Raw genomic sequence first — 25,088 nt, 5'->3', positions numbered from 1 at the left:
GCTTTTTAGTACCCTTTTATGAATCTTCAATCTCTCTTGGATAATCTTCTCTTTGAATCCACCTTAACTCCTTCTCTGTTATATCAAACCATTCCCCTTTACACCTTTTCTCTCTAAAATGTTTGTGGAATAGATTTTCTGTTTTATACGGGTTTTCACTTTTTATAAGGTGGACGATTTCATGATTGTTAGCCGACCCGGTGCTTAGCTCCTTTTTACGCTGTTCAGGGTCATCTGCTTTGCCTATTTTTATACGTTGCATACCTGACTCCCTTATAAAATAAACATAACTAGTATCCAACCCTTTTGAATCATACCGCTGACTTAAAGGTGCTAAATGGTGCCATTCTTGTATTTCAGATGTTACGGTTTCCCCTTTAACAAATGCTGTATAAGCTTTATAAATGAAAAAGATGAAAAAAGCAACACACGCCAGGACGAATAAATCCATATTATCCCTTCTCCTTTAAAAGGATCTGTGGGGAATAAACCGTATATAAAGGATAGAAACCACTTCTCTTTTTAAACGTTACTATGTGTCGATGTTTCACTAGCGTACGCTTTGGACACCTGTTTTGTTTATGTTCCTTTCGTACCACAACAATAGATAAAATCGGCTGATGGTTTTCATAAGAACCACTTACGCCATTAATAAATACCCGTTCACAAGGTAACACCGCAAACAAATCATTTATTATCTTGTTTAAGCAACTGTACACATAATATTGGTATAAATCATACCGTTTTGTTTTCGGCATTTCGTGGTAACGAATTTTTCCCTTTTTGGTTGTTTTTTCAATTTTGCTGGGGATCATTTTTTCTAGCTTATGAAGAAAAACATCACACTCTACTGTTCTAGAATCAAAAACATGCAAACTATAAGCCTGTGCAACATCACAATTCTCATGGAAAGATGCATATTTCTTTATTGCTTCTCTCCATGATTCTTGATGCCCTTCCATCATGTTTTTGGCGAAAGGGTAATTCTCTTCCCATTTTTGATAAAGTAAGGTATCTCTTTTTATTGCTTTGTTTATATTTAGTCTGTAATAACTATTAATGATTGAGTTTATTCCTGCTATTCGCGAAAATAAATTTGAATCAAATTCACTCTCCTTCTGACTCCAAGTTCGTTCATTTGGTCCAACTGAATCCCTTGGAAATGGTTCCTTGGTTTTCCTTACCCAATTAATAGAAGGACATTCATCAAAATGAAATGCTTTTAATTCATCCAAAGTCGCTTGTTGTCTTGTTGTTATTTTATATGTCACGATTCTTCACCCGTCCTAGTATTCGCCGAAAACAAGAATGATATGTAATTTTTTGGAACCAAGTTGTTATGAGACAACCTCTGATATTCATAAAGTAAATTATCATCTAGAACGGGGGTTGTATATGGACATCTTAGAGGTTCGTTTGGATTGGATTGTTTGGGATTTAGAAAGTAGGGTACACCTTGATATTGAAAGTATGAAGAAAAATATTCAACTATTAGGTCTTCTTACTCCACTATACGTTGTTGAACTAAGTCCACGGGGACAGGTTCATCGTCTCGTAGTTTGAACTAAAACAAGCTTTGCCTGCCCCTTCTTCCCCTCTGATTCAAGTGAAAGTATCCCCTGTTAATCATTTAATTTTTCTAAAACATATATACAACAACCGGTCACATTTTCGCTAAGAGCCGAAAAACAAGCCACAATGAAATTCAATGTACATTTTCTCCGAACTCTTTGAACAACCTCTTAAAACATTACTAAATTGTAAAAATTTATATGACAATTTTACTACAAAAATTTTTTCTTATTTTATACTTGTGCTAAAATTAAAATGATGCCAATCAAATGGAAATATTGTAAGAGGTGGGTTTATATGACTGAGGTGTCATTAAATACGAGAGTAACAAGATTAGTTCAATATTTAAATGAACTTTCTCAACTGCGGCAAAAACCGGTAATGAGTTATAAAAAGTACGAAGAAGTTTTATGGTTTTGCAAAGATATCCCCAATGAACCCGAATGTATTGATGCATTTCGGGATAATACGGAAGATTGGTTATATGTAAAAAGACCTAAACATCCAATCGAGCCAAAATTACCTACTAAAATAAAAGATTGGGTTACTACCGATAATAGAAACTATTCGTACAAAATTCAGAAGTCTATCCTGAAAGAAAACGTTATAGATGAAGAGGTAGTAGAAACTGAAATTTTTCTTTCAGATTTACCTGAAATACAAATGGAAATAGACCATTTCATTGAAGAAAAATGGGATGCATATGCTATCGAGTCCAAGCGAGCTAGAAAAATACAAGACCTTTATGACAAGCTATTTACGATATTCCAATATATACAAAACAATTCAGAATCAGTAGAGCTCGTGCTTAGTATTGGTTTACTACAGTGGAAAAGTAATAGTAAAAATTCTGTGGAGCGCCACGCTTTAATTTCACCTGTAGAACTTCATTTTAATAAAGAGAAAGCTGAATTTTTTGTTACTCATACTTCAAAAGGAAAAGTTTTTGAATATGAAGAGGATATGTTATTAGTTGAAAATAGATTACAAGGCGATGGTAGTAAAGAAATTCAACGCCTATTAACAGAAATCAACTCAGAAAGTGAGTTAATACCCCAGTTAGAAAATATCTTGGAGAATATTTCAAATGCCCTTGATTCACGTGGTGCTTACAATGATACACTCGAAATACCGACTGTTGGACAAATTAATACACCTTTAATTTCTCTTAGTCCTGCATTGGTATTAAGAAAAAAGACGCAAAAAGGCTTTCAAAAAGCATGTGAAAATGCTGTTCAACAACTAGAGCATCTAACGGATGATTCTCAAATACCAAGTAATTTAAAAAATATGTTTCTAAGTCCTGAAAATGTCGATCAGGACAATGAAAATGGTACAGCTAATAACGAAAACGAGTTTTCAGTAAAGGAATTTTACTTCCCTCTACCTTCTAATGAAGAACAAAGTCGTATTATATCAACCTTAAGCAGTAATAATAGCGTACTTGTACAAGGACCGCCCGGAACTGGTAAAACTCATACCATTGCAAATTTAACATCACACTTACTTGCTTCTGGTAAAAAAATATTAATTACTAGTCAAACAGCTAAAGCCTTAAGTGTTTTAAAAAAGAAACTTCCTCCTGAGTTACAAGATCTTACCGTTAGTCTCCTTGGAGGAGATTCTGCTGCAATTAAGGATTTGGAGAAAGTAGTTGGTACTATATCGATAAATAAGGAGCAATTTGATCTAACTAAAAACAAATTACTTGTTGAACAGAATGAATTGAAGCTCAAATCTCTAAAACAACAGCTAAACATAACGAAAACCAAGTTATTTGAAATTCGTGAAGCAGAGACTTATACACATAATTTTAATTCGGTATATAAAGGAACTGCAAAAGAAGTTGCTGAAAAAGTAAATGGTAATGCTAACTTATACAGCTGGTATTCCTCGGATGTAACAAGGGATACTCCCGAATCATTTTGGGAAAAAGAAAAACAACTTGTATCCGATTATCTCGAATTAAACCAAATGCCCTTCGATGTCCCTGAAGAATATAATAAATTTGGCTATCCAACAATACCGGAAACAATCAGGGTAGATAAAATAATAGAATCAATTAAAGAAATTCTAGTATTAAACGCTAAACAAGATTCCATTAAAGCACTTTCGATTGAAACCATTCAAAATAATTTGATGACTATAACTGATAGTGAAAGAGAATCTTTGAAGATTGAATTACAAGAATTGAACAAGCTTAAACGTCCATTGCTATACAATAGCTATCCGAAATTAGAAATTGTAATCAATGAAATTTTTATGAACAAGGGGAATTTGTGGCAAGAAATACTAAATAATGCAAAAAAACACCTTCAAGTAATTCAAAAATATAATGACGAAGCTGATGAGCAACTTTTTGATACAGGAAGCCTTTCTACAGCTGAAGTTAGGAAAATGGCAGAAGACTTATATGCACATATTCAAAATGGTGGTAATTTAGGAAACTTCCTTATTAAACCAAAGATTGTTCGTGAATATAAAACCCAATTAGAGCAAGTTAAATATAATGGCTCAACAATAAAAAACAATAAGCAGGTAGAGATACTCTATTCATACGCTCAATTAAGACATGCTAAGGAACAAATTAAAGAATTATTAGTACCAAGGTTCCTTAACGATGAATTACCTAACGCTTTATTTTTATTGAGTGAATACGAAAATGCCATTGATCAGCTTTCTAAAGCACAGAAAGTTAACGAGTGGAGAGAAGCTGTTCTTAGTAAGTTTACGTTCTTAGCAAGAGATTCATTTAATGAAGAAAAGGTTTCAAAAATCCTTGATAATATAACTATTTATGAAATAGAGGTTGGAATTCGAAATAACAGGGATTACCTTGAGAGTGCTAAACAAGAATTAATTCGACTAATATCAGAAGAAACACATCCATTATATAAAGATTTAATCGATGATATAGCTTCTCTTGAAGTTGAAAGTACCCAGAAAAATATTAGTTTATATAAGCATTATCAAGAGGTAATGAAACGGGATAACACATTAAATGATATAATAACGCATTTAAAGAAAGAATCTCATTCTTTAGGAGAAACGTTAGAAAAGACATATGATGATCCTGTATGGGAAAATCGGCTGCTAGTTTGGCAGAAGGCTTTTGAATGGAAACAAGCCAAAAATTGGATTGACGAATTCTCTTCTAGAAGTGAAAGTGAAGTTTCTGAGAAATTTGATGATATAGATAAGGAAATAAGTGAGACAATTACTGAAACGGGAACAACGAAAGCCTGGATTAATATGCTCCAATCCATGACTGTTTCTCAAAATAAGCACTTGAAAGCTTGGGTAAAATCAGTAGGGAATATTGGAAAAGGAACAGGTAAAAATGCAGCAAAATACCGAGCAGAAGCCCAAAAACATATGGAGTATTGCATTGATGCTATTCCAGCATGGATAATGCCTCTAAGCCAGGTATTTGATCATTTTGAGATTAAGCCTAACCTTTTTGATGTTGTTATTATTGACGAAGCAAGTCAATCTTGGCATGACGCGCTTTTACTAAAGTATATTGCGAAAAAAATGATTATTGTCGGAGATGACAAACAAATTAGTCCTACAATCATAGGGGTTAATGATGACGATGTCACTAAACTACAACGCAAATATTTTAAAGATATCAATTTCCCATTTGGTTCAGACCTAAACTTAAAAAATTCGTTCTTTGACATTTGTTACATCATGTTTAAAGATACCATTACTTTACGAGAACATTTTAGATGTATGCCAGAGATAATAGGGTTTTCTAATCGAATTTCATATCAGGACAAACCACTTGTCCCGTTAAGACAATATCCATCAAACCGATTAGAACCAATTAAATCTGTTTATTTACCACATGGTGTACGTGTCGGTTCATCACAAAATGCTACAAATGAAGTTGAAGCAGATGCAATCGTCCAAGAGATTAAAAATTGTATTAATAATCCGAAGTACGATGGTAAAACAATTGGTGTGATTTCATTACTCGGTTCTGGACAAGCCACTCTTATTCAAACAAAGCTACTCAATGAGATTGGCGCTGAGCTAATTGAAGAACGAAAAATTATTTGCGGTGATGCTTACAGTTTCCAAGGTGATGAACGTGACGTTATTTTCCTGACAATGGTTGCGGCAAAAGGGGCTACTCGTATTACATCATTAGCTGATGAAAAAGCTCGTCAAAGATTTAATGTTTCTGTCAGCCGTGCTAAAGATCAATTATGGTTAATGCATTCTATTACTGTGAACGATATAAGCAATAGAGATTGCATGCGTTATCAACTTCTTTCATACGTGATGGACCCATTAAAAGAAGAAACAGAATCAAACCGATCAAAATGCGAAAGTGATTTTGAACGCCGTGTATTTGATAGTATTACTTCTAAAGGATTTCGTGTAATCCCTCAATATAATGTTGCTGGATATTTTATTGATTTAGTTGTAATGGGCGAGAAAACGAAACTAGCTGTAGAATGCGATGGTGATTATTGGCATACTTCACCTGAAGATCGTGAGCGAGATTTTCTAAGAGAGCGTGTGCTACAACGTGCAGGATGGACTTTCTGGAGAATTCTTGGAAGTACCTACTATAATAATCCTGTAAAGTCACTTGAAAGTTTATGGGAAACACTTGAAGAGATGGGAATTAAGCCATTTTTAGAATGGAAAGAAGCAGAAAGTGAAGACAATATACTTGATGAACTTGCCGCTACCACAGAAGTAACTACATCAGAAAAAGACAATTACAATCAAATAGAGGTACCTAGCAGAAATACAGAAGATGATTCCAATTTAGTTAACTTTGAAGAAATGGTTTCCATTAAAAATAAAAAAGAACATAACGAAGACGAGCAACCTTTAATTCATCAGGAAGATGAAGGATTGAATGAAGATATTAATAGGAACGAGAATACTCTAAATCCAAAACACGAAAAATATATAGTGTTATTAAGAAAAAAGGGATTTGAAGTATTACAAGATAATCCTCCATCAAACACAATATATGTTGCAGGTACTGAAGTCTTAAGAAAAGAGCTTGAAAACATTGCGCCAAGAAATAATTCATTTACTTTTCATGAAAAAGGTTTCCCTATTTCGGACGGCTTACCGGTATGGAGTATGACCTTAGAAACCAAAGTAAATGATAACCAACCAATAGTGAACACTGAATTAGATAAGAAGAAAAATGCAACAAATGAAGACAATCAGATTCAAAAGACACCTTCTCAAATGTTAAAAGAGCTAAAAAATGCTGGCTATCAAATAATCGATAATCGCTATATTTCCGAAACTGTTTGGTTAATAGGTGGCGAAGAGTTACTTCCAATTATAGAAGACTTTAAACGAACGAATACTATTTTCCGATACCTGGAAAAGGGACACAGCTTAACGAATTATAAACCAGCATGGTTTGCAAAAATGAAGCGTGAAAAAAGGAAATAGAATATAGGAGCCTTTAAGTAAACGGGCTCCTTTTTTTATTCTAATTCTGGCATATTGTTTAAGTACTCTTTTAACTTTTGGAGCTCAGAAAGTGAAAAAGTAATTCCTTTTCCCATCTTTTTGTGATCTTCTGACCAGTCACGTATATCGTATTTTGGCTCCCTTTCATTCCAACTTATTAGATTTAGTTCTTTTTTCCATCCCTTATTACCCTCTGACAATACTGCGAGGTTTTCGATTATGTCGTATTTTATTTCAGCCAAAGTATTCACTTCCTAATTTAATATAAATGCGATGATACAATAAATATAGATTATTTTCCAGTTGATTGAATAAATAAATTTCTTTTTGCGGATTATAGGTTTATACTTTTACCAACAGTCAACATTGACGAATATCAATATATTTCCTGTTAATCCATTAAGTCTAATTTGAATGATATATTATCTACTTTATCACCTATGTCATTAATTGAATCATGAATTCCATTATCTTGTATCTGTTCCACTTTTCCATAAATGTCGCTAATACATGGACTGACCTTTAAGGGATAGAACTAGATTCATTGTCTCAGATTGATCGTGCTTAAAAATTAATGGAGACAGAAACGTTCCCCTAGTTTATCTTACGTGCATTCATGGTAGCGAAGCACTATAAATTGGACATTCACCACCAAGATAGTCGCTATGCCTGACGCACATAGTAAAAGGAACGGTATTATTTACCGTCCCTTAAGCGTTATCTTGGAAGCCAGTCCCCATATCTTTTCATACTTACATTTTGCGTATATTCATCTACTTCCCTCAACTGTTTCACAACCGTAGGCATATCTAACCCTTCGACAATCTCATTGATCGCCGCAACACCAGAGTTGGCATGGGTTTTACGTTCATCTGGCGTTTTCAGTAGTGGTGTATATAAGTGATCGGAAGCTTGGTCAAAATAATAGCCAACCGCACCAGATTGCAATGCATATTTTCCAAGGGGCGATGCTGGATTGTCCGCATTTGCTTTCATTACTTTTTCCACATCATAGCTAACAGAATTGGATTCAGGTACATTAAGTGGAACATCTTCCAATCTACCTAAAATATCATATGCGCCGATTGCCATATCATTGAACTTCTCAAAGAAGTTAAACGATAAATCTTTTACCGTACCGATTGTCACCATTAAGTCCATATAAAGAGCAGGTGCTTTGGTACGGTCGAAAAAGTCGCGGATCATTGGACCGACTGTTAAATATGCAGGCCCATGTAACGTAACATACACTTGCCTTCTGAACCCTTGATTCAATAATGACTGTGCAATCCGATCTAAGTATGCTGCACCGTCTTTTGTTGTCATTTGTACGGTCCCACGTCCAGTAGGTGTTGCTCCCGCAAAGAAATATGGGAGATTATGCAGAACCAGTCCATCCGCAGCCTCCGCCATTTTCAAGGCAAACGCTTCTGCCAAAACCGTTTCTGAATCTAATGGCAATGCGCCATGTGTTTCTGTTACACCGACTGGTACAAAGATAAGATCATTTCTATCCAGATACTCTTCTACTTCCCCATTTGTTAGTTTCGATAAAAATCTTGTGCGCATGTTTCTCTCTCCTATCTATTTGATGATAGAGGAATCCTAACAGTATTCCTCTCTAGTAAATGAATTATGATGATTTCCTTCTCAATTCTAGTTCTTCATACATTGCATTTGTCTTCTGACTGTTTAAACTAAAGATGAACAATAAACCAATCAACATTAATGCAAACGCAATAATTGGTAAGCCATTATACATACGAAGGACTCCTTCTGCCACTTGTTGTGATTGTGAAGCAGATTCAGAACCATATCCTACCCAACCAAGGGAATAACTACCTAATGCAGATCCAACCCCCATACCAACTTTGCGGGAGAAGGAATAAATCGAATAAAGCGTTCCATCGTATCGTTTTCCAGTTTGCAACTCTGTATAATCCAATGCATCTGCGACAAGTGCCCATACAATCACAACAAAGACACTGTTCGCTATCATACCGGTATTATAAACTGCAATATAAAGGTAAACGTTCTCAATTGGAACTAAGGTGAGGAATACCATTGAAATGATACTAAATACAGATGTTACAATCACTAGATTACGCTTTCCAAATGATTTTACTAATTTTGGTATGATAAGGAATAAGATTAATATAAACCCTATTTGTACAAACGAGTTAATTGCAAAGGCACTTGGACTACCGAAGTACTCAGCAAATACGATCGGAGCTAATTGGGTTACCCCATTGATAACAATTAACGAACCAACAGAAGCTACCATCATCCCGATTAATTGTCTGTTTTTCAGTGCTGCTGTTAAAGCATCTTTAAATTTATAGTCTATTTTCTTACCAGCTGGATTGTCATCTCTCACACGTTCCGTTGAAAGCTTCACCAGACCTGTGTACGCAAGCAATGAACAAATTGCAAAGACAATCGAGATAATGAAGAATGCATCTGGGATAATTGCTCCATTACTATCATAGATAAACATTGGAACGAAAGAAAGGGCCCCAATCCCGACAATCATCCCACCAACCGCACGTGCACGCGATAACTTTGTACGTTCAATTGGATCTTGCGTAATAACCGCTGCAAGTGATCCATAAGGAATTGAATCAGCGGTATAAGCAATGCCGTAAAATAAGTAAACAAATACTACCCACACATGCGTCGCCGCTGAACCCCAACTTGATACATCAGCAAACGCTAACAATACAGAAGCCGCTAAGAACCATTTGGATATATTAATATATGGTAAGAACTTGTCCCCACTTTTCCCGATTTTAAAGCGGTCTGGAATGGATCCCATAATAACATCGGTAAACGCGTCAAATACCCTGGAAACTAAAAATAATGTCCCCATAAAGTAAGGGCTTACCCCTAATACAGAGGTTGTAAATAATAGAAAGAAACCTCCTATATATAAATTAATAAAGCTACCCCCAATATCTCCTAAAGCATAGCCAACCTGGTCTCGCACACCAAACTTTCTCTGTTTCATCTTAACCCCTCCTGTTAATACTTCTTTCTATCTATGCATGTTTGTTACTTTGTTTTGTAAACAAAATAACTTGTCAGAAATATGAAAGCGTTTTAATGTTATATGACTAATTATAATGTAAATGCTTACAATATTTTTAATCTAAAATTTCCTGTTTTTATACTAAAATTGCATATATGAGTTAGGAGGGATACTGGAAACAAAACAAACTATTCTTTAATTCTGTTTAAATGTGCTTCCCTGAAGGCTTTAGGCGTGACTCCTTCCTCTTTCTTAAATATTTTAGAAAAATACTGAGAATTATTAAATCCAACCATGATGGCAATATCTGTTATCGAAAGATTTGAGTGAATAAGGAGTTCCTTTGCTTCTTTAATCCGCTTTTGATTACGCCAATGGCTAATGGTAGTCCCCTTCTCTTTCTTAAACGAACGCATGAGATGGGATGGGTGGACGTGTAAATCATGAGCCATCTCTTCTATCACAAACTCTTCAGCAAAGTTTGTCTCAATATAATGAATCGCTTTATCCGCAATACTTGGATTCGTTATTTTATCGTAACGAATAGAGGGGTCTCCATATTCATCAATCATGTTCAGATGAATCGTATCGAGTTTATGGATTTGGTCGGTATGTTCGATCATAATGGCATATTTTTCCGAAATAAAGTGAGACTTCGCAGCGCTGAGCCCCCCTTTTTCAGCACTATAACTATAAAGGGTATTATGTGACAGCAGGAAATTCTTATAGGAACGAAGCATGTTCCCAGGTACGCGTTTAAAAATATTTAACGTATCCTCTTTTAAGATCTTCACTAATTCCTGCTTATAGTAGTCCATTTTCTTTGTATCGCAAGTTAGGATTGCTTGAAGAAGAGCTTCCCTAGATTGATGATCATTTTCAATTCTTTGATTCATGGAGTTGCTATTCGATTCCATAGATGGTTTCTCCTTGCTGCATAAGTTGCTAAAATAAAAAATTCTTTAATTATCTATACTCTCTTACAATAAAAACCCTAAATGAATGTATAGAGGGTCAGGATATAGGATTAGTCCAACATATCGCTTTAACGTGGTAGGGGACTGATTCTTTATCCGGAACCTGTTCCAAGATACAGGTAGGTATTTTCTTATGTCTTTATTTAGGTTACTGATTAAAAATAGTGATGAGGATATAAAAAGGATAAAACTATAAAAAATATAAATTCCGTTTTATCCTTCACATTTCTATTTCGCTATAGGATATATCTTCTTATTTAATATATGAATAATTATATCAGGTATGATAATCGTTAATAGCTTACCACTGCACGACTCGGTTCTATTTCATTCTCTCTGGCAACGCTTGAATTAATTCAATCAATTGGTTCAGCTTTCCCTCTACGCGATGAAGCAGGTAAAATGTTGCCGCGATTGGGAAGCCGACTTCTGTAAAGAATAATATCCAGGTCTCCATGTGTACTCCCCCTGACCAAAACAGACCAGCGGCCAAGCCCACTGGTCTGTTTTGGTCATCACGAAGCTCCTGCACTCTTGAAGCCCCATATTTATGGGGGTCAGTCCCTCCCTCACTAATACATGGTGGGGGTCTGTGCCTTTTTTTCTTCCACCTATGGTCTGCGATACATGTTCGGCCAGTCTTTTATTTTACTCTTTTATCTTTTCCTGTTTCTGCTATATTCATTGTTTCTTGTATATATGCAGCCGGTTTATGTAATAGTTTCATTTCCAGTTGGGAGAATTCATTCCTCTTCATCCCTTTGCATTGATGAGTATCTTATTAGCAATTCTAAAAATATCCGGTATCCTTTCTAAAATGATTGTGGACGGATCAAGTGCATGGTATCAATTCGTTGTAAAGAATTGGACATTTGCGCTATTAGTTGGGATTGGAATTACGTTTACCGGCCTTAATGCATCATTCATGCGCTTACCCTTAAATACATTATCATCGTAGGAACTAGAGACGTCTCTGTTTTAGCAGCAGCCAAAAGAATAGAGTTAATGCCATTTTTTCAAATTTCATCTACGTTGGGCACGGCGCTGATCTTATTTCTGGCCGATATCTTTGTGAACTTACTTTAATGGAATAGAGAATCTTTTTTGCAGGCAGAGATTTGCACGGACTATAGGGATCCCTTTGAAAGAAAAGGCTAAGACTGTTTATGACCAACTAATTGGGGTTCACACTGTAGTCCACACTTCCGCCCATGCTCTCGTCCAAGCACAAAACACGCGCTCCCTTTGCTTCGTTCAATTAATTCATCTTGATAGGCTCTCTTCGATATACGTTGTCCCGATTGATTGAACGTGCGAAATTCATGTTGCTCTTTTCTTTTTTTCTATATTTGTCCCTAAATCGAACATGATTATCATCTTTATCTAACTTTTTGGATTCAGAAAAACACCTTGCTGCATCTTCTTTTAGTCCCAATTCATGGTAGGCCTTCCCCAACAGACACCACACTTTTATCAGATTATCTAGATTAATTCCTCGTTCTATTGCTTCTTTTGCATAAAACGCAGAAGATTCCCATCGCTCTCTGCCAGATGTCATCGCCTCAGCCAAAAACGCTAAATGATAAAATGTATCACCTTTTTGTGATGAGGTACTTGCCGCACGCTGTAAATAGGTAAAAGCCCTTTGTTTATTTCCACCGATCATTTTCTCAGAGCGCCAATACTCTAAATACAATTCGGCTAGAGAATGGTAAGTCTATGCTTTTTCTTGATCGGAAAGTCGACACATTTTAAATTGTTCATACAATTCTATACCTTTCTTCACCCATTCCTGCCTAAAATCCGCTTCATCCTCCTCGTCTTCTCTTTGTAGCCATCCATCAATTTGTGATTCCAGCTGCACTTTCTTATCTTTAGACATAGCTTCCCCTCCCAGTACATTGCTTTTACTTATACTTAGACTCATGATATTTGATTGTTAAGACTATTATATCTCTTATTAGAATGTATTTGCTTAGAAAATTCCAACTGCAAGTAACAAGGCTGACTGTCTAGAAGTTATCCATTGATCACAGAACCTTGTTCCACCGCTCTCTAGCTTTATAAATTGATTTCAGCTAATTTCCTAGATAAAAAGAAAGTAAGTCTCTATCCTTGGTACTTGCAACATTTTTATGAAATTACCAGAAAGCCTCTTAACACCTATTCATTTTATTTAATAGCATAAAACCTTATAATAGAAATTAGTATAAATGTTCAAATCATGTTATTAGTATAGTCTATATTATTATAAAAGATTAGAGGTGTAAAAAATGAAAACAGATAATCCAACATTTTCATGGTCTAATTTTTACATGGAATTTGCTGATAAACTTCTACAATACAAAGAAAAAAGAACAGAACTTTTAACTAAATTAGAAGATGTCTATAATAGTTTGGATATACGCTACCCTTTTACTGAAAACGGGAAATCCATTGATGACATCTGCCCATTCACTGTTTTCGGTAGTTTTAACAAAGGAATTACAAACGAAAATCGTATTGCGATAGCTGAAGGAATCAGTAGTAAAATTGGTGTTCAGTCCCCTGTTCCAACTGATTTTAATGGTATCCCTGTTTTAAACAATATGAAAGCATGGTTTTTTGCATATAAAAATCAAAGAGGACCAGAAGATATTCCAAATCTTTGGAATGTCTTCGAAACAGCAATACAGTACGCAGATCACCAATCTGCAGATTTAAAGAAAAAGTTCACTGATAGTTATGATAAAGTAAGAAAACAGCAAGGGGTTAAATGGAATCTAACAATGGGACTTTATTGGATTCGTCCATTTTTTTATTTAAACCTAGATGAAAGAAATAGAACATACTTATTACAAAAAAATAGCTATTATTCTGAGTATATTACAAAGATATCAAAATTAAAGGACTTACCTAATGCCAAAGATTACATAAAACTAATTAATTATTTCAAGGATACCTTTCAAACAGAGGATAATCCGCATCAAAGTTTTCCTAATTTATCATTCGCAGCATGGAAACAACCATCTCCTAAAGAAATCGATCGAAAAAAGTCGAATGCAAGCTTTCTTAAATGGTTTGTTCCACTTATAAATGCACTAAAAGAACTAGGTGGTTCTGGTACTCCAGAAGAAGTTCGTAATCAAATAGCAGCTGACCTAAGTCTCACAGATGAAATTGTGAATGAAACTCGTGGAAGAAGCGGAGTGAAAAAGTTCGATAACGAAGTCGCCTTTGCAAGAAATTATTTGGTCTATGACGGTTACATAGATAATTCAATTCGAGGTATGTGGTCACTAACTGAAAAGGGACAAACTGCTGATATGGATGATGAAATAGCTAGTGACATATTCATCAAATGGGTAGATAAAATGAAGAAGCAACGAGAAGAAGATTCCTCACCTCCTTCTGATGTAGTGAACGAAAAGGAAAAAAGATACTGGATTTATTCGCCTGGCCATAGTGCTTCCAAGTGGGAGGAATTTTACTCTCAAGATATTATGGGAATTGGTTGGGATAAGATGGGTGATTTAAGTCAGTTTTCATCAAAAGAGGAAATGAAATCCAAAATGAAAGAATTATACGGACAAGAATACACGTTTATGAATGCTGCTCATGCAACATGGCAATTTGCTAATGAATTATTACCAGGTGATACCATTTATGTTAAAAAAGGAACGTCAAAAGTAATCGGACGTGGCATAGTTGAATCGGAGTATATGTATGATCCAACTCGGGATGAGTACAAGCATATCCATAAAGTGGATTGGAAGGAAAATGGAGAATGGGAACATCCCGGTAAGGCTGTTAATAAGACACTTACGGATATAACCTCATATACCGATTATGTGCGAAAGCTGGAGGATCTTTTTATAGATGAAGACGATGATGATACTGAAGAAAGAGAAGTTGATTATGATCCTTATACAGAAGAAGATTTTCTTAATGAAGTATTCATAGATAAAGAGCGCTACTATAAATTGGTAAATCTTCTGAAAAAGAAAAGAAACGTCATATTACAAGGGGCTCCAGGTGTAGGAAAAACCTTTTCTGCTAAAAGACTTGCCTATTCTATTATGGGTCAAAAAGATACGAGTCGAGTAATGATGATTCAATTCCATCAAAGTTATAGTTATGAAGACTTTATTATGGGGTATCGCCCAACGAATGATGGATTTGAGCTTGCAGAAGGACCATTTTATGAGTTCTGCAAAAAAGCTGAAAAAGATAGTAATCGGGATTATTTCTTTATTATAGACGAGATTAACCGAGGTAATCTAAGTAAAATATTCGGTGAACTACTGATGTTACTTGAAAAGGATAAGCGTGGTCAAAAATTGCGTCTTCTTTATGCCAATCAATTGTTTTCCGTTCCTAAAAATGTATATATTCTTGGAATGATGAATACGGCAGATCGTAGTCTGGCCATGCTAGATTATGCACTAAGAAGAAGATTTGCTTTCTTTAAACTAGAACCTGCATTTGATTCTGAAGGGTTTCAGAAAATATTGAGTGAGATAAATAATACAAAATTTGGTCCACTTGTTGAGCAAATAAAAGCTTTAAATAACTACATTAAGCATGATGAATCATTAGGTAGTGGATTTCAGATCGGTCACAGCTATTTATGTGCTGATGAAGAAATAACAGATGAATGGTTATCATCGGTAATAGAGTATGAATTAATACCTTTATTAGATGAATATTGGTTTGATGAGCCGTCTAAAGTAGAACAATGGACAAATCGACTCCGTGGTGCTCTAAAATGATCCGAATAAAAAACATTTATCATATGCTTGCTTATGCATTCCAGGTATTGAATAAGAGAAACTATGCAGAGTTAGAAACAGAGCACTTTGAATATGCTTCTGATTTATTTGCTGCAATACTAGCTAAGGGCATCAGTATTCAAATCAAACGGGGATTAATTAAGGACTATGTTGATAACACAGAGTCCCTTAGGTCCCCAAGAGGTAAAATCAATGTTGCGTTTTCCGTAAAACAACAAACCATGATTAATAAACAACTGGTATGTAGTTTTGATGAGTACACGGAAAATTCCTATATGAATCAAATACTAAAAACTACCGCTTTACTATTAATTAAGACTCCAGAAGTTGCAAATAAGCATAAAAAGGATTTAAAGAAAGTATTGCTGTACTTTTCTAATGTTGACCAAATAGATTATCGAAGAATTCAGTGGTCAAGCATTAGATACCATCGAAACAATGCTACCTATAAAATGCTCGTTAATATATGCTATTTAGTTATAGAAGGCCTACTACTAACAGAACAAGAGGGTACTCATAAATTAGCCAGATTTGTGGATGATCAGAAAATGCATCAACTTTTTGAGAAGTTTGTACTGGAATATTATCGAAAACACTTTCCACAATTCAATGCTTCCGCTTCTCATATTGATTGGGATGTTGATCAAGGGATGATTGAGTTTCTTCCTGTTATGAAAACGGATATTACTCTTACTTATAAAGAAAAGACTCTTATTATAGATACGAAATACTACCAGCATACGATGCAATCAAATAGTTATTATAATAGCAAAAGCTTTCACTCTCACAATATGTACCAGATATTTGCGTACGTAAAAAATAAAGACTGTAACAATTCCGGTAATGTTAGTGGGGTTTTACTTTATGCAATGACGGATGAGGATATTATACCGGATAATGAATTTTCATTAAGTGGAAACCATATAGGGGTAAAAACGTTGGATATGAATACCGATTTCTCTAATCTCTCAGACCAACTCAACATTTTGGTTGAAAGTTTTCTATTAAATGGTAGTTAATTTAAAAGATGCCTGTCCCCACTACTCTAGGTCCAAGGGGACAGTTATATTCATCGTCCCATAGTTTAAACTAAAAGCTAATCGGACAAGGCACCTGTTTCTAAGGTTCTCTTTATATCCTCTTCAAATCCACTACCTGAGTATTAGAAAGAACAGTAAGCTGTTTCATCATAAACTCCGCCGAATATTGATCTACCTTGAATCCAATAAAAAATTAATCCCAAGGTTGCATTCGTTTAATAATGTAAAAACATATCATAATCTATCTTACTCATAGTGGACTTCACCTCTAGGTTATTGGGTCAGCCCGCTTCAATATCACTTTAACGTGGTGGGGGACTGTGAGCCCTTTATTCCAACGCAAAGTAAAAGGCATTGCAACTTGATGCAACAGTCTTAATTGATAGGGCAGTTTATCTTTAGAATATTTCTTTTTACACTTCGATTAATATTTAGTTTCGCTATTTCATTTAAGCTATCGGTGTTAAAAACTCACCAAGAAAATCTTGATACATAATTTCAGTAAAGAGATTGACTTTTTTCGACATATCCTGTAACTTATTATTTATCTTGATGATAACAATTAAATAACCTCTTATCCAGAGAAGCTGAGGGACTGGCCCTATGAAGCTCGGCAACCCTCTATGTATCCAATGCATAGAAAGGTGCTAATTCCAGCAAAACATTTTTTGTTTTGAGAGATAAGAGAGGAATATCTATGAAAATAACTACCTCTCTTTTTACTAAAAGGAGAGGTTTTTTATTTATTATCATCAACTAAAAAATTGGGGGAGGTAAGTCTTAAATAAAACAAAATATACATATTATGTGCAAACGTGATGTTATAGGAATCTTCTAATACGTTAAAAAGTTTCCCGGTAGATCCCATAAAAACATCCTTAATGTTGAAAGCCATGGCGTTTGTAAGTAGTAACTCCTTTATTGTTCGTAGAAGCAATACACGCAACGACAAAGGTTTTGTGGACATCATTTCCAAAACAAAAGGGATAAACAATTTTTAAACCCATAAAAGATTCTCCATTTTAGAATATATAGGGATGGAGCAGCATTGACTGATTGTCAGCAATAAAAGAGTAATGTTTATACATAGATAAGCCTGCGTACTAGAAAAGGCAATTTATACATATAAACATGCGGTCACTCCTCCAGCGAAATGGCCCACTCACCTCTATATGATTTATAGTTAACTGAGATTCCCTATAATCCTAGAATAATTAAAAAATTGCTCAGCACAAGTATATTTCTTAGCGCTTTGTGCCTGAGCGAGCGAAAGGAATGGTTATAAACATGAAGAAATTATTATTAGCTATTATTGGTTTAGTTGCATTGACACTTGCAGCATGTGGTAATGAGGATACAAGTACTTTAAGCGAGGATAAATTAGTTGTAGGTTCGATGGCTGGAGATCAGGCGGAAATTGTAGAATTTGTAGCAGAGATTGCAGCAGAAGATGGATTAGAAATTGAAGTTATGACATTCAGTGATTACATTATGCCGAATACTGCGTTAGAGGAAGGCGATTTAGATGCAAATATCTATCAAACCCTCCCTTTCTTAGACCAATATAATGAGGACCATGGTACAGATTTTGTACCTGTAGGGGCAGCATTTCTTAACCCGATGGCAATTTTCTCAGAGAAATACGAAAGTATAGACGAAGTGGAAGACGGCGCATTGTTCGCACTTCCAAATGATCCAACAAACGGTGCTCGTGCATTATTAATGTTGCAAGAAACTGGTTTGATTAAAGTCAATGAAGAAGAAACCAACCCATCTGTCATGGATATCGTTGAAAATCCTAAAAATCTTGAATTTATTGAGTTAGAAGCTGCACAGATCCCTAGGCAGCTTAGCGAAGTTGATTTTGCAGCAATCAATTCAAACTACTCTTTTGAAGCAGGCCTGAATCCAATAGAAGACTCTATTTATAGAGAATCAACAGATTCGCCATATACGGTCAACATCGTCGTACGTGCTGAAAACGAAGATGATCCAGCCGTGCAAAAGCTTGTAGATGCCTATCAATCAGATGCAGTAAAAGATAAGATTGAGGAAGTTTTTGGCGGAACATTGTTACCTGGCTGGGAATAACAGATAAAAGCAAGCAACTATTCTGGTTGCTTGCTTTTTTAGCTCTATGTTTGGAATTGTCCCTTTCACCTACTCTGTCCTTAAAGCAATAACGCCATTCATAATCGTCGCTTGTACCCCATTTGGAATTCGGACGATATCCTCCGAATCTACTTGAAGGATAGGAATCTGTTTATTATACAGTTCACCTGCAACAACCGATGCTGCGACGACCATTGGCTCTGCTTCCGGAAGAATCATAGCAACTGGACCATTTCCCTTTCTAAAGCATTCCGTCAATGAACCACCGCCGGTTGCACCACTAAGACCGTGAGAAATAACAAGAATAGCGTTTGCTATACTTTGCCCTTCATTTGGATGCCCCCCTTGAATTATGATTCCTTCACTGCTATCGATTCCATCCCAAAGACTAAGCGGTGCACCTAACGTCAATGTTTGGGCTTCTACTGTTCCAGACAGAAGTTCCTTGGCTTGAAATTCCTTCACACTGCATCCTCCTCCAAACCATTCTCCATAACGACATGACCTTTCTTTCCAGAAGAAATACAATCAGCCAGTGTGCCTACCGTGACTTTTGCAGAAATACACCGAGGTGCATAGTGAGCCCACTTAGCTGAATCAGTCATGATTGTTAATCCGTCGTTCCAGAGGATCCCAGGGAAATAAACACAACGATCGACGACGATTTTAACTCCCGCCTCATTAAATTTTTCCGCCCAACCTCGTCGCTCGGCTATCTCCAGCGTACGTCGGCTCATGGAAATATACAATGGAACTTGAAGGTTCCATCCAATTTGATCCAGTATTTCATATACTTTCCCTACTTCATCAACAGAAAGATGCGGCGCCCCTAAACAAATGGCATCTAACGGAGTACCACGTTCATTTATAGAGAGTTCCTTGTATGTTTGCGTTAAATCTCCAGTCTCAATCTTTACTATTTCTTCTGGCGCTTCACCATGAAGTGCATCTTGAAGAGTCGGCGCTTCAGGTGTTAGGCCTACAATGTGGTACATTGAAATGCCGCCGGAAGTTGCTGCAGCTGCTCCGAACGCTTTGAGATTATCTTTGGAAATATCGTGATCAAACCCTGAAATGACTGGTATTCGTTCACCGGCGATTTTTCCTACTTGATAGCCGAATATGTGATAAAACAGGCTATTTTCCAACCACTTCTTAGGAAGGTGGTCCACGTTAAAAACGATTTGCCCGCGCCGATTTTCTTCACAATGTAACCCACTGAATGGAATCCTGCCTGTAATGGCAGCAGCAGATGTAATGAAGTGCCCGTATCGGTTTGTTCGAGCACCAAATACCGAATTCGCATATGGAACAGCACTCGATTCTCCCCAAGCAACATGTTCCCCGAACTGCAATTGATTCTCGGGTTCTTGGAACGGAGCACAAGTATATGTAGGTGAGCAGCCCATTTCTTGGAAAATCCGCATAACTTCTCGAGACGTTTCAAAATCATGCTCGCTTGTTGGTACATTTAAACAACGGTGCTTTGCATCAACATTACCGACATTGATGGTTGTAGGAACTGCAACTTTTGCACCCTTCTTTGCAAGCGCCCGAGCAAAATCAGGGCCGGTCTCTCCAGTACCAGTCATCAAAGTATCGACGACGTGAGCAGCCGTTATCTCCTGTAGGCATGGCGCCCCAAGCGCCTTTCCAACTGATACAATTATATTCATCGCAAATTGCTTTGCAGGCCCAGCTTCCCCACTTAGCATATAAGATTCCTCAGGACTCAGTTTCATAAAATTCCTCCTCGTATTTTATATTTAGGCTTTCTATTCATCCTATAAATGACTAGAAAAAACCTATTCTAGAATGTCAATATACCCAACCCCTATGGTTTACATTACCTAGAGACAACCTAGCTTCTCTGAAACTTCACTAAAATCATCATTAGTAATTCTGTAGGGTATTCCTACCACTAAATTAGCAGAAATCATCTTTTGAACTACTAAGTTTCCTAACTCAAATAGCCTTAGTTTTATCTATATTTCACATTGTTAGGATTTCACATTAAATATTCCAATTTCTCAAGAGTTTAATTAAACCTTAGTTTTTAACTTTAGTTAATTATAGTTTTCCCTCACACTTAACTTTAGAGTAATATAGACTAATGCTATTTGTATTCCCAATTAGACACCTTCCTAAAATTGAATCTATTACAAATATATCAATATTCACTTTTAATTTCCTATTATACCACGTTGTTATCGCATTTTGTAATACTTCAATGAAATGAAATTTATGGACGGATGAAAATAAACTGATTAATGAACATTATTTACCTTTGATACAACTGTACTTGAAGAAAATGGTTATGTTGACCTTGGTGAGGGAGTTTTTCCACAAAATTGGTGCCTGTCCCCCACCGCTTTACAGGATTAAAGCTATGGGGGGACAGGCACCTGATTAAAGATATGAATCTTTGGACAATCATAAGTTCCACCATTGATAAATAGAAATATAATGTATAGAACATATAAATTATTAAAAATGAGGTGGGAAGTTGTATTTTTTTAAATCTATTTCTGATGAAGTTCATTTGTCTCAAGAAATATTCAGCAACTATAAAAAAGTAAGGAAGCTCCTTATAGTGTCTATTTTTGCCTGTATTGCCGCTATTCTCCAGGCTTCAGGGGGTTTTCTACCAGGTATAGGATATTTGATAAGTCCGCTTGCCACTGCACCTATCTTGCTATGTTCCATGTTTTCTATTCGATTTGGAGTAATGACCTATTTTCTGACCATTATGCTGTTATTCATCTTACAGCCAACTGAACTAATTATATTTCCCTTTACTACAGGATTGTTAGGACTTGGCATAGGCGCAGCTTTTTCCATTTTTAGAAAGAGAATAAGTATGACTGCTTCTGGTGCAATCGTTTTAATGCTGGGGATTATAATTCTGCTATATATTTTCCGCTTTCCAGTTTTAGGCCCAGTCGCCTCTGATTATTCCTTTTCTTTTCTAACAATTGGAGGTATTGCTTTATTTGCTTTCCTTTATAGCTGGTTATGGGTTGAGGTTGCTTTAATCATTTTCAAAAGGATAAAAATGATGATGATTGTTTAGTAATTCTCTCTGGTTCATCAAACTATCTCAAAAATGGTACCCTGGTTAAAATCAGTCACTAGCATAGAGTTGTAAACCCCTAAAAATAGCCGACTTTGATTCAGATTCGTTCCCAGACTAACATAATAAGCAGATTGTGACCCAAAATCATAATCGGTTTGGATCACACCAAAATCATTTTGTTTACCGTCTGGTCTCACTCTGGTATAGGCTAAAGCACCTCTATCCGGAGATTGAGATTCTTTCCTTGCGATATCGGTAAATACAACACTTCCTGTTAAACTTGGAATTGCAGTTCCCATATAGGATTGCACTCCTGTAAGTGCAGTTCCTTCAAACTTATCGGGTCTTTTATCTTGATGAAAATAACTAGTTAAAGGCTGAAGACGACTCGCTGAAAGTGCTACTGCTTCATCATAATAAGAAATTGTCTTCTTATCTATGGACGAATTATGATTGCAGCCTTTTAGAATCGACGTAGGAAAAACACCTTCCCATCCTCGCCAGCCAAAGTTAACCAATCCTTGCTGGTGAGTTTCAGAATCGAGAAGCTGCGTAACCGGTATTGGTTGATAACTTCCGAATGAAAAAATTGACTCTACAAAGTCCTGTCCGACATTCCCCGTATATTTCATGTACCGATTATCAACCCGTTGAAACGAAATCCCCGGTATGTTGCGAACCCCTTTGGCCATTACGGTAAGTGTATCCTGAATCGTTGCGGGAAGTTCATTAAAACGTGTAACAACGGGGTGGGTTGTTGATCAATGTATTCTTGCTCACATCGATTTCAATGATTTTACCGGCTATTTCCATATTATCCTGACTTAAATTAAATGGATCATAGCCTGATCCACCATCTCCAGTTGTTAGCGCAAGTTTTCCTGTTTCAGGCGAGAAGTTTAAACTATTAACACCATTATGATTGGAAAATGGTCTTCTTAGGTTAAGTAATGTACGTCGTTTTTGAGGCATACCATTAACCTGTAAACCCCATTCTTCAACGGTATCAATATGATCATATAACGATTCTCTGTTTACCCACTTTAAATTTAACGTATTCGGATCACACGGGTCAGGATGAAAGGCTTTAGGAAGAGCCCCTGTCCTTGTGTTCCAGCCACCGAATAATGAAGATAGAACAAACCATTATAATAAAATTCCGGATGAAATGCCAGTCCTAACAATCCCCGTTCATCATATCCACCACCAGCACCTAGTTCTATTATTGAAGAGCGAATATCTAAAAATACCCTTATATCGCGGTTCCCTATGTAAAATATTTCTCCTACTTGGGTTGCCACAAATAATGTTTCCATGGAATCACCTGGAAGTATGGTCGATGTCAAGACTGTGGGTAAATTAATATTACTTACAATGGGTTGTAATCTAACGTTAACGGCTTTCAACTATCTTAACCTCCTCTTATTGTTTCCTTTTTATAAGAGTATGATTAAAACTGTTAGAGGGAGGAAAAGGTACCGTGTCAAAATGCACCTCTCCATCTATCCATTATCTCGTCTTATATTCTCTTCAAATCCACTACCTGAGCATTAGAAAGAACAGTAAGCTGTTCCATCATAAACTTCGCCGAATATTGGAATTTACCTTGAATCCAATAAAAAATTAATCCTAGGGTGGCATTCGATTGGTAATGTAAAAACATGTCATAATCTATCTTACTCACTGTGGAATGCACCTCAATTAGAATATCTTTGGAAAAAATATCGTAAAACAACTCCTCGATACGCTTTTTAAAATCGGAACGACTCGTATACAATGCATAAAACATTCGTTTATTCTTTTCGATATAATCAAATATTTGAACAGTTGTAGGTGCTAGAGAATTAACATTAATCGTATTTTTATTTTCAAATGGGGACAAAATGGCTTCTCTAAAACCCTCTAACACATCACACAAAGCCTCTTCCAGAAACTCTTCCTTGTTTGAATAGTGCGCATAAAAGGTAGCTCGATTCAAATCTGCATATTGCGCAATCATGGATACCGTAATTTCATGTTCCGAGTACTGTTCAATTAAATCAATATATGCATTTATCAAAGAGAGTTTCGTCTTTTTAACTCTTCGATCAATTTTAATTTCCATATGTCCAGCTCCTATTAGAAAAATACTCAACAATCTTAGTATAACTGTTGTTAAAGCTTCATTTGAAGTATTTTTGTTTATCTAACTTTTCCCAGTAGATGTTAGATTGAAGTTGTGGGGTATTTTAAACGAAATTAAGGAGGAATCTTTTATGAAATTAGAAAACAAAATCGCTGTAGTAACTGGAGCTGCCTCTGGGATCGGTTACGCAATGGTAAAGAAATTTGTTAAAGAAGGCGCCAAAGTGGTTGCTGGAGATATAACAGATAATATATTTGACTTAGAAAAAACGTTTGGTGACAACGTAAAAGCTGTAAAAGTGGATGTCTCAAAAGAAGCAGACGTAAAAAATCTGATTGATACAGCAGTAACTACGTTTGGCAAACTCGATATCTTATGTAACAATGCAGGTATTATTGGAGCATATGCAAATATCGAGGAATATACAGAAGAACAATGGAATAAAGTAATCAGCATCAATATAAATGGTCCTTTCTTTGGTATAAAACATGCTGTTCCTTATATGAAACAAAATGGCGGCGGTTCCATTGTGAATACCGTATCTATTTCATCTAAACATGCTACTCCGGGATCACCAGCCTATGTTACTTCAAAAGGTGCCGTTCTCATGTTAACGCGTCAGGCTGGTCACGATTATGCTCGTGATAACATTCGTGTCAACGGAATCTCTCCAGGGGTAGTTAACACTGGTATTTTAAAAGATGTAGACGAAGACATGTTAAACGTATACTCCGAAGCCATTCCGATGGGAAGAATTGGTGAACCTTCTGAACTTGCAAATGTCGCTTGTTTCTTAGCATCAGATGAAGCCTCTTATGTGACTGGACAAACTTACATTGTTGATGGTGGGAAAGATACAATTTAATTCTTTACGATAAACATGTAGTTTTTAATTGTAAACGGGTTCTTTGACGTAGATATTGACAATT

At 36.0% G+C, this 25,088-nt stretch carries 20 protein-coding genes, 1 pseudogene and 1 riboswitch; of the genes and pseudogenes, 8 read left to right on the top strand and 13 right to left on the bottom strand.

The features are described from left to right. Nucleotides 1-16 precede the first annotated feature (16 nt). The gene (locus A4245_RS00410; RefSeq protein WP_067724581.1) at nucleotides 17-451 is read right to left on the bottom strand and encodes a GIY-YIG nuclease family protein; all 435 of its coding nucleotides are present in this window, start codon (nucleotides 449-451) and stop codon (nucleotides 17-19) included. A 1-nt stretch (nucleotide 452) separates the two neighbouring features. Further along, the gene (locus tag A4245_RS00405; RefSeq protein WP_067724579.1) at nucleotides 453-1,271 is read right to left on the bottom strand and encodes a hypothetical protein; all 819 of its coding nucleotides are present in this window, start codon (nucleotides 1,269-1,271) and stop codon (nucleotides 453-455) included. A 598-nt stretch (nucleotides 1,272-1,869) separates the two neighbouring features. On the opposite strand from A4245_RS00405, the gene A4245_RS00400 reads away from it, so the two are divergent. Further along, nucleotides 1,870-7,008, top strand: coding sequence for an AAA domain-containing protein (locus A4245_RS00400; protein ID WP_067724577.1), 5,139 nt, complete (start codon nucleotides 1,870-1,872; stop codon nucleotides 7,006-7,008). 35 nt (nucleotides 7,009-7,043) lie between these two features. Here the strand turns inward: A4245_RS00400 and A4245_RS00395 are convergent, their stop codons facing one another. The 5 genes from A4245_RS00395 to A4245_RS19485 all read right to left on the bottom strand — a co-directional run bounded on the left by A4245_RS00395 (nucleotide 7,044) and on the right by A4245_RS19485 (nucleotide 11,491). Further along, the gene (locus tag A4245_RS00395) at nucleotides 7,044-7,271 is read right to left on the bottom strand and encodes a YdbC family protein (RefSeq protein WP_067724575.1); all 228 of its coding nucleotides are present in this window, start codon (nucleotides 7,269-7,271) and stop codon (nucleotides 7,044-7,046) included. Nucleotides 7,272-7,746: 475 nt separating this feature from the next. Continuing rightward, nucleotides 7,747-8,598, bottom strand: coding sequence for a creatininase family protein (locus A4245_RS00390; protein WP_067724573.1), 852 nt, complete (start codon nucleotides 8,596-8,598; stop codon nucleotides 7,747-7,749). A gap of 64 nt (nucleotides 8,599-8,662) precedes the next feature. After that, nucleotides 8,663-10,036, bottom strand: coding sequence for an MFS transporter (locus tag A4245_RS00385; protein ID WP_067724571.1), 1,374 nt, complete (start codon nucleotides 10,034-10,036; stop codon nucleotides 8,663-8,665). Nucleotides 10,037-10,245: 209 nt separating this feature from the next. After that, a complete protein-coding gene (locus A4245_RS00380) occupies nucleotides 10,246-10,974 on the bottom strand; it encodes an AraC family transcriptional regulator (RefSeq protein ID WP_067724569.1) in 729 nt (242 codons plus the stop codon). Nucleotides 10,975-11,356: 382 nt separating this feature from the next. Then, nucleotides 11,357-11,491 carry a YvrJ family protein gene (locus A4245_RS19485; protein ID WP_084268606.1) on the bottom strand — a complete coding sequence of 45 codons (135 nt, stop codon included), beginning with the start codon at nucleotides 11,489-11,491 and terminating at the stop codon, nucleotides 11,357-11,359. Between the two features lie 312 nt (nucleotides 11,492-11,803). Here A4245_RS19485 and A4245_RS20725 point away from each other — a divergent pair, with 312 nt between their 5' ends. Both A4245_RS20725 and A4245_RS20720 read left to right on the top strand, forming a co-directional pair. Continuing rightward, entirely contained in the window at nucleotides 11,804-11,992 is a 189-nt protein-coding gene (locus A4245_RS20725; protein ID WP_067724568.1) for a 2-hydroxycarboxylate transporter family protein, read from the top strand. A gap of 47 nt (nucleotides 11,993-12,039) precedes the next feature. Further along, nucleotides 12,040-12,120 (top strand): hypothetical protein, encoded by an 81-nt coding sequence (locus tag A4245_RS20720; RefSeq protein WP_267886886.1) that lies wholly within the window; start codon nucleotides 12,040-12,042, stop codon nucleotides 12,118-12,120. Between the two features lie 172 nt (nucleotides 12,121-12,292). Here the strand turns inward: A4245_RS20720 and A4245_RS00370 are convergent, their stop codons facing one another. Continuing rightward, the gene (locus A4245_RS00370; RefSeq protein WP_067724566.1) at nucleotides 12,293-12,700 is read right to left on the bottom strand and encodes a hypothetical protein; all 408 of its coding nucleotides are present in this window, start codon (nucleotides 12,698-12,700) and stop codon (nucleotides 12,293-12,295) included. Nucleotides 12,701-12,751: 51 nt separating this feature from the next. Next, a complete protein-coding gene (locus A4245_RS19915; protein ID WP_157087613.1) occupies nucleotides 12,752-12,916 on the bottom strand; it encodes a hypothetical protein in 165 nt (54 codons plus the stop codon). Between the two features lie 391 nt (nucleotides 12,917-13,307). On the opposite strand from A4245_RS19915, the gene A4245_RS00365 reads away from it, so the two are divergent. The 3 genes from A4245_RS00365 (at nucleotide 13,308) to A4245_RS00355 (ending at nucleotide 18,937) form a co-directional block, all read left to right on the top strand. Continuing rightward, nucleotides 13,308-15,785, top strand: coding sequence for an AAA family ATPase (locus tag A4245_RS00365; protein ID WP_067724565.1), 2,478 nt, complete (start codon nucleotides 13,308-13,310; stop codon nucleotides 15,783-15,785). Then, nucleotides 15,782-16,825 (top strand): 5-methylcytosine-specific restriction endonuclease system specificity protein McrC, encoded by a 1,044-nt coding sequence (gene mcrC, locus A4245_RS00360; protein WP_067724563.1) that lies wholly within the window; start codon nucleotides 15,782-15,784, stop codon nucleotides 16,823-16,825. The genes A4245_RS00365 and mcrC overlap by 4 nt, the downstream gene beginning before the upstream one ends. Before the next feature lie 592 nt (nucleotides 16,826-17,417). Next, nucleotides 17,418-17,533: riboswitch (SAM riboswitch) on the top strand. 600 nt (nucleotides 17,534-18,133) lie between these two features. Then, complete coding sequence (locus A4245_RS00355; RefSeq protein ID WP_067724561.1) at nucleotides 18,134-18,937, top strand: MetQ/NlpA family ABC transporter substrate-binding protein; 804 nt, start codon at nucleotides 18,134-18,136, stop codon at nucleotides 18,935-18,937. A gap of 69 nt (nucleotides 18,938-19,006) precedes the next feature. On the opposite strand, the gene A4245_RS00350 is transcribed toward A4245_RS00355, so the two are convergent. Next, on the bottom strand, nucleotides 19,007-19,423 hold the full coding sequence (locus A4245_RS00350; RefSeq protein WP_067724559.1) for an aconitase X swivel domain-containing protein: 417 nt from the start codon (nucleotides 19,421-19,423) through the stop codon (nucleotides 19,007-19,009). Continuing rightward, entirely contained in the window at nucleotides 19,420-20,700 is a 1,281-nt protein-coding gene (locus A4245_RS00345) for an aconitase X (protein WP_067724557.1), read from the bottom strand. Before A4245_RS00345 ends, A4245_RS00350 begins: the two co-directional genes overlap by 4 nt. A 764-nt stretch (nucleotides 20,701-21,464) precedes the next feature. Here A4245_RS00345 and A4245_RS00340 point away from each other — a divergent pair. Further along, nucleotides 21,465-22,031 (top strand): hypothetical protein, encoded by a 567-nt coding sequence (locus tag A4245_RS00340; RefSeq protein WP_067724555.1) that lies wholly within the window; start codon nucleotides 21,465-21,467, stop codon nucleotides 22,029-22,031. A gap of 17 nt (nucleotides 22,032-22,048) precedes the next feature. Here the strand turns inward: A4245_RS00340 and A4245_RS00335 are convergent. Next, nucleotides 22,049-23,380 (bottom strand): annotated as a pseudogene (locus tag A4245_RS00335) (PQQ-dependent sugar dehydrogenase). 173 nt (nucleotides 23,381-23,553) lie between these two features. Next, the gene (locus A4245_RS00330) at nucleotides 23,554-24,138 is read right to left on the bottom strand and encodes a TetR/AcrR family transcriptional regulator (protein WP_067724553.1); all 585 of its coding nucleotides are present in this window, start codon (nucleotides 24,136-24,138) and stop codon (nucleotides 23,554-23,556) included. A gap of 151 nt (nucleotides 24,139-24,289) precedes the next feature. Between A4245_RS00330 and A4245_RS00325 the strand changes: the two genes are divergently transcribed. Continuing rightward, nucleotides 24,290-25,024 (top strand): SDR family NAD(P)-dependent oxidoreductase, encoded by a 735-nt coding sequence (locus A4245_RS00325; RefSeq protein WP_067724550.1) that lies wholly within the window; start codon nucleotides 24,290-24,292, stop codon nucleotides 25,022-25,024. The last annotated feature ends 64 nt before the right edge of the window (nucleotides 25,025-25,088 follow it).

Source organism: Oceanobacillus damuensis (assembly GCF_001618145.1).
GTDB classification, from domain to species: Bacteria; Bacillota; Bacilli; order Bacillales; family Amphibacillaceae; genus Oceanobacillus; species Oceanobacillus damuensis.
Note: the sequence above shows the minus strand (reverse complement) of the source record. Positions and strands in the feature narration are given on the sequence as shown.

Excerpts from the sequence above, each read along its gene's own strand:
- A4245_RS00355 (WP_067724561.1), top strand. The coding sequence starts at position 18,134 with ATGAAGAAATTATTATTAGCTATTATTGGTTTAGTTGCATTGACACTT.
- A4245_RS00390 (WP_067724573.1), bottom strand. The coding sequence starts at position 8,598 with ATGCGCACAAGATTTTTATCGAAACTAACAAATGGGGAAGTAGAAGAG.
- A4245_RS20725 (WP_067724568.1), top strand. The coding sequence starts at position 11,804 with ATGAGTATCTTATTAGCAATTCTAAAAATATCCGGTATCCTTTCTAAA.
- A4245_RS00370 (WP_067724566.1), bottom strand. The coding sequence starts at position 12,700 with ATGATCGGTGGAAATAAACAAAGGGCTTTTACCTATTTACAGCGTGCG.
- A4245_RS00385 (WP_067724571.1), bottom strand. The coding sequence starts at position 10,036 with ATGAAACAGAGAAAGTTTGGTGTGCGAGACCAGGTTGGCTATGCTTTA.
- A4245_RS00410 (WP_067724581.1), bottom strand. The coding sequence starts at position 451 with ATGGATTTATTCGTCCTGGCGTGTGTTGCTTTTTTCATCTTTTTCATT.
- A4245_RS00330 (WP_067724553.1), bottom strand. The coding sequence starts at position 24,138 with ATGGAAATTAAAATTGATCGAAGAGTTAAAAAGACGAAACTCTCTTTG.
- A4245_RS00325 (WP_067724550.1), top strand. The coding sequence starts at position 24,290 with ATGAAATTAGAAAACAAAATCGCTGTAGTAACTGGAGCTGCCTCTGGG.
- A4245_RS19485 (WP_084268606.1), bottom strand. The coding sequence starts at position 11,491 with ATGGAGACCTGGATATTATTCTTTACAGAAGTCGGCTTCCCAATCGCG.
- A4245_RS19915 (WP_157087613.1), bottom strand. The coding sequence starts at position 12,916 with ATGTCTAAAGATAAGAAAGTGCAGCTGGAATCACAAATTGATGGATGG.
- A4245_RS00380 (WP_067724569.1), bottom strand. The coding sequence starts at position 10,974 with ATGGAATCGAATAGCAACTCCATGAATCAAAGAATTGAAAATGATCAT.
- A4245_RS20720 (WP_267886886.1), top strand. The coding sequence starts at position 12,040 with ATGCCATTTTTTCAAATTTCATCTACGTTGGGCACGGCGCTGATCTTA.
- mcrC (WP_067724563.1), top strand. The coding sequence starts at position 15,782 with ATGATCCGAATAAAAAACATTTATCATATGCTTGCTTATGCATTCCAG.
- A4245_RS00400 (WP_067724577.1), top strand. The coding sequence starts at position 1,870 with ATGACTGAGGTGTCATTAAATACGAGAGTAACAAGATTAGTTCAATAT.
- A4245_RS00365 (WP_067724565.1), top strand. The coding sequence starts at position 13,308 with ATGAAAACAGATAATCCAACATTTTCATGGTCTAATTTTTACATGGAA.
- A4245_RS00345 (WP_067724557.1), bottom strand. The coding sequence starts at position 20,700 with ATGAAACTGAGTCCTGAGGAATCTTATATGCTAAGTGGGGAAGCTGGG.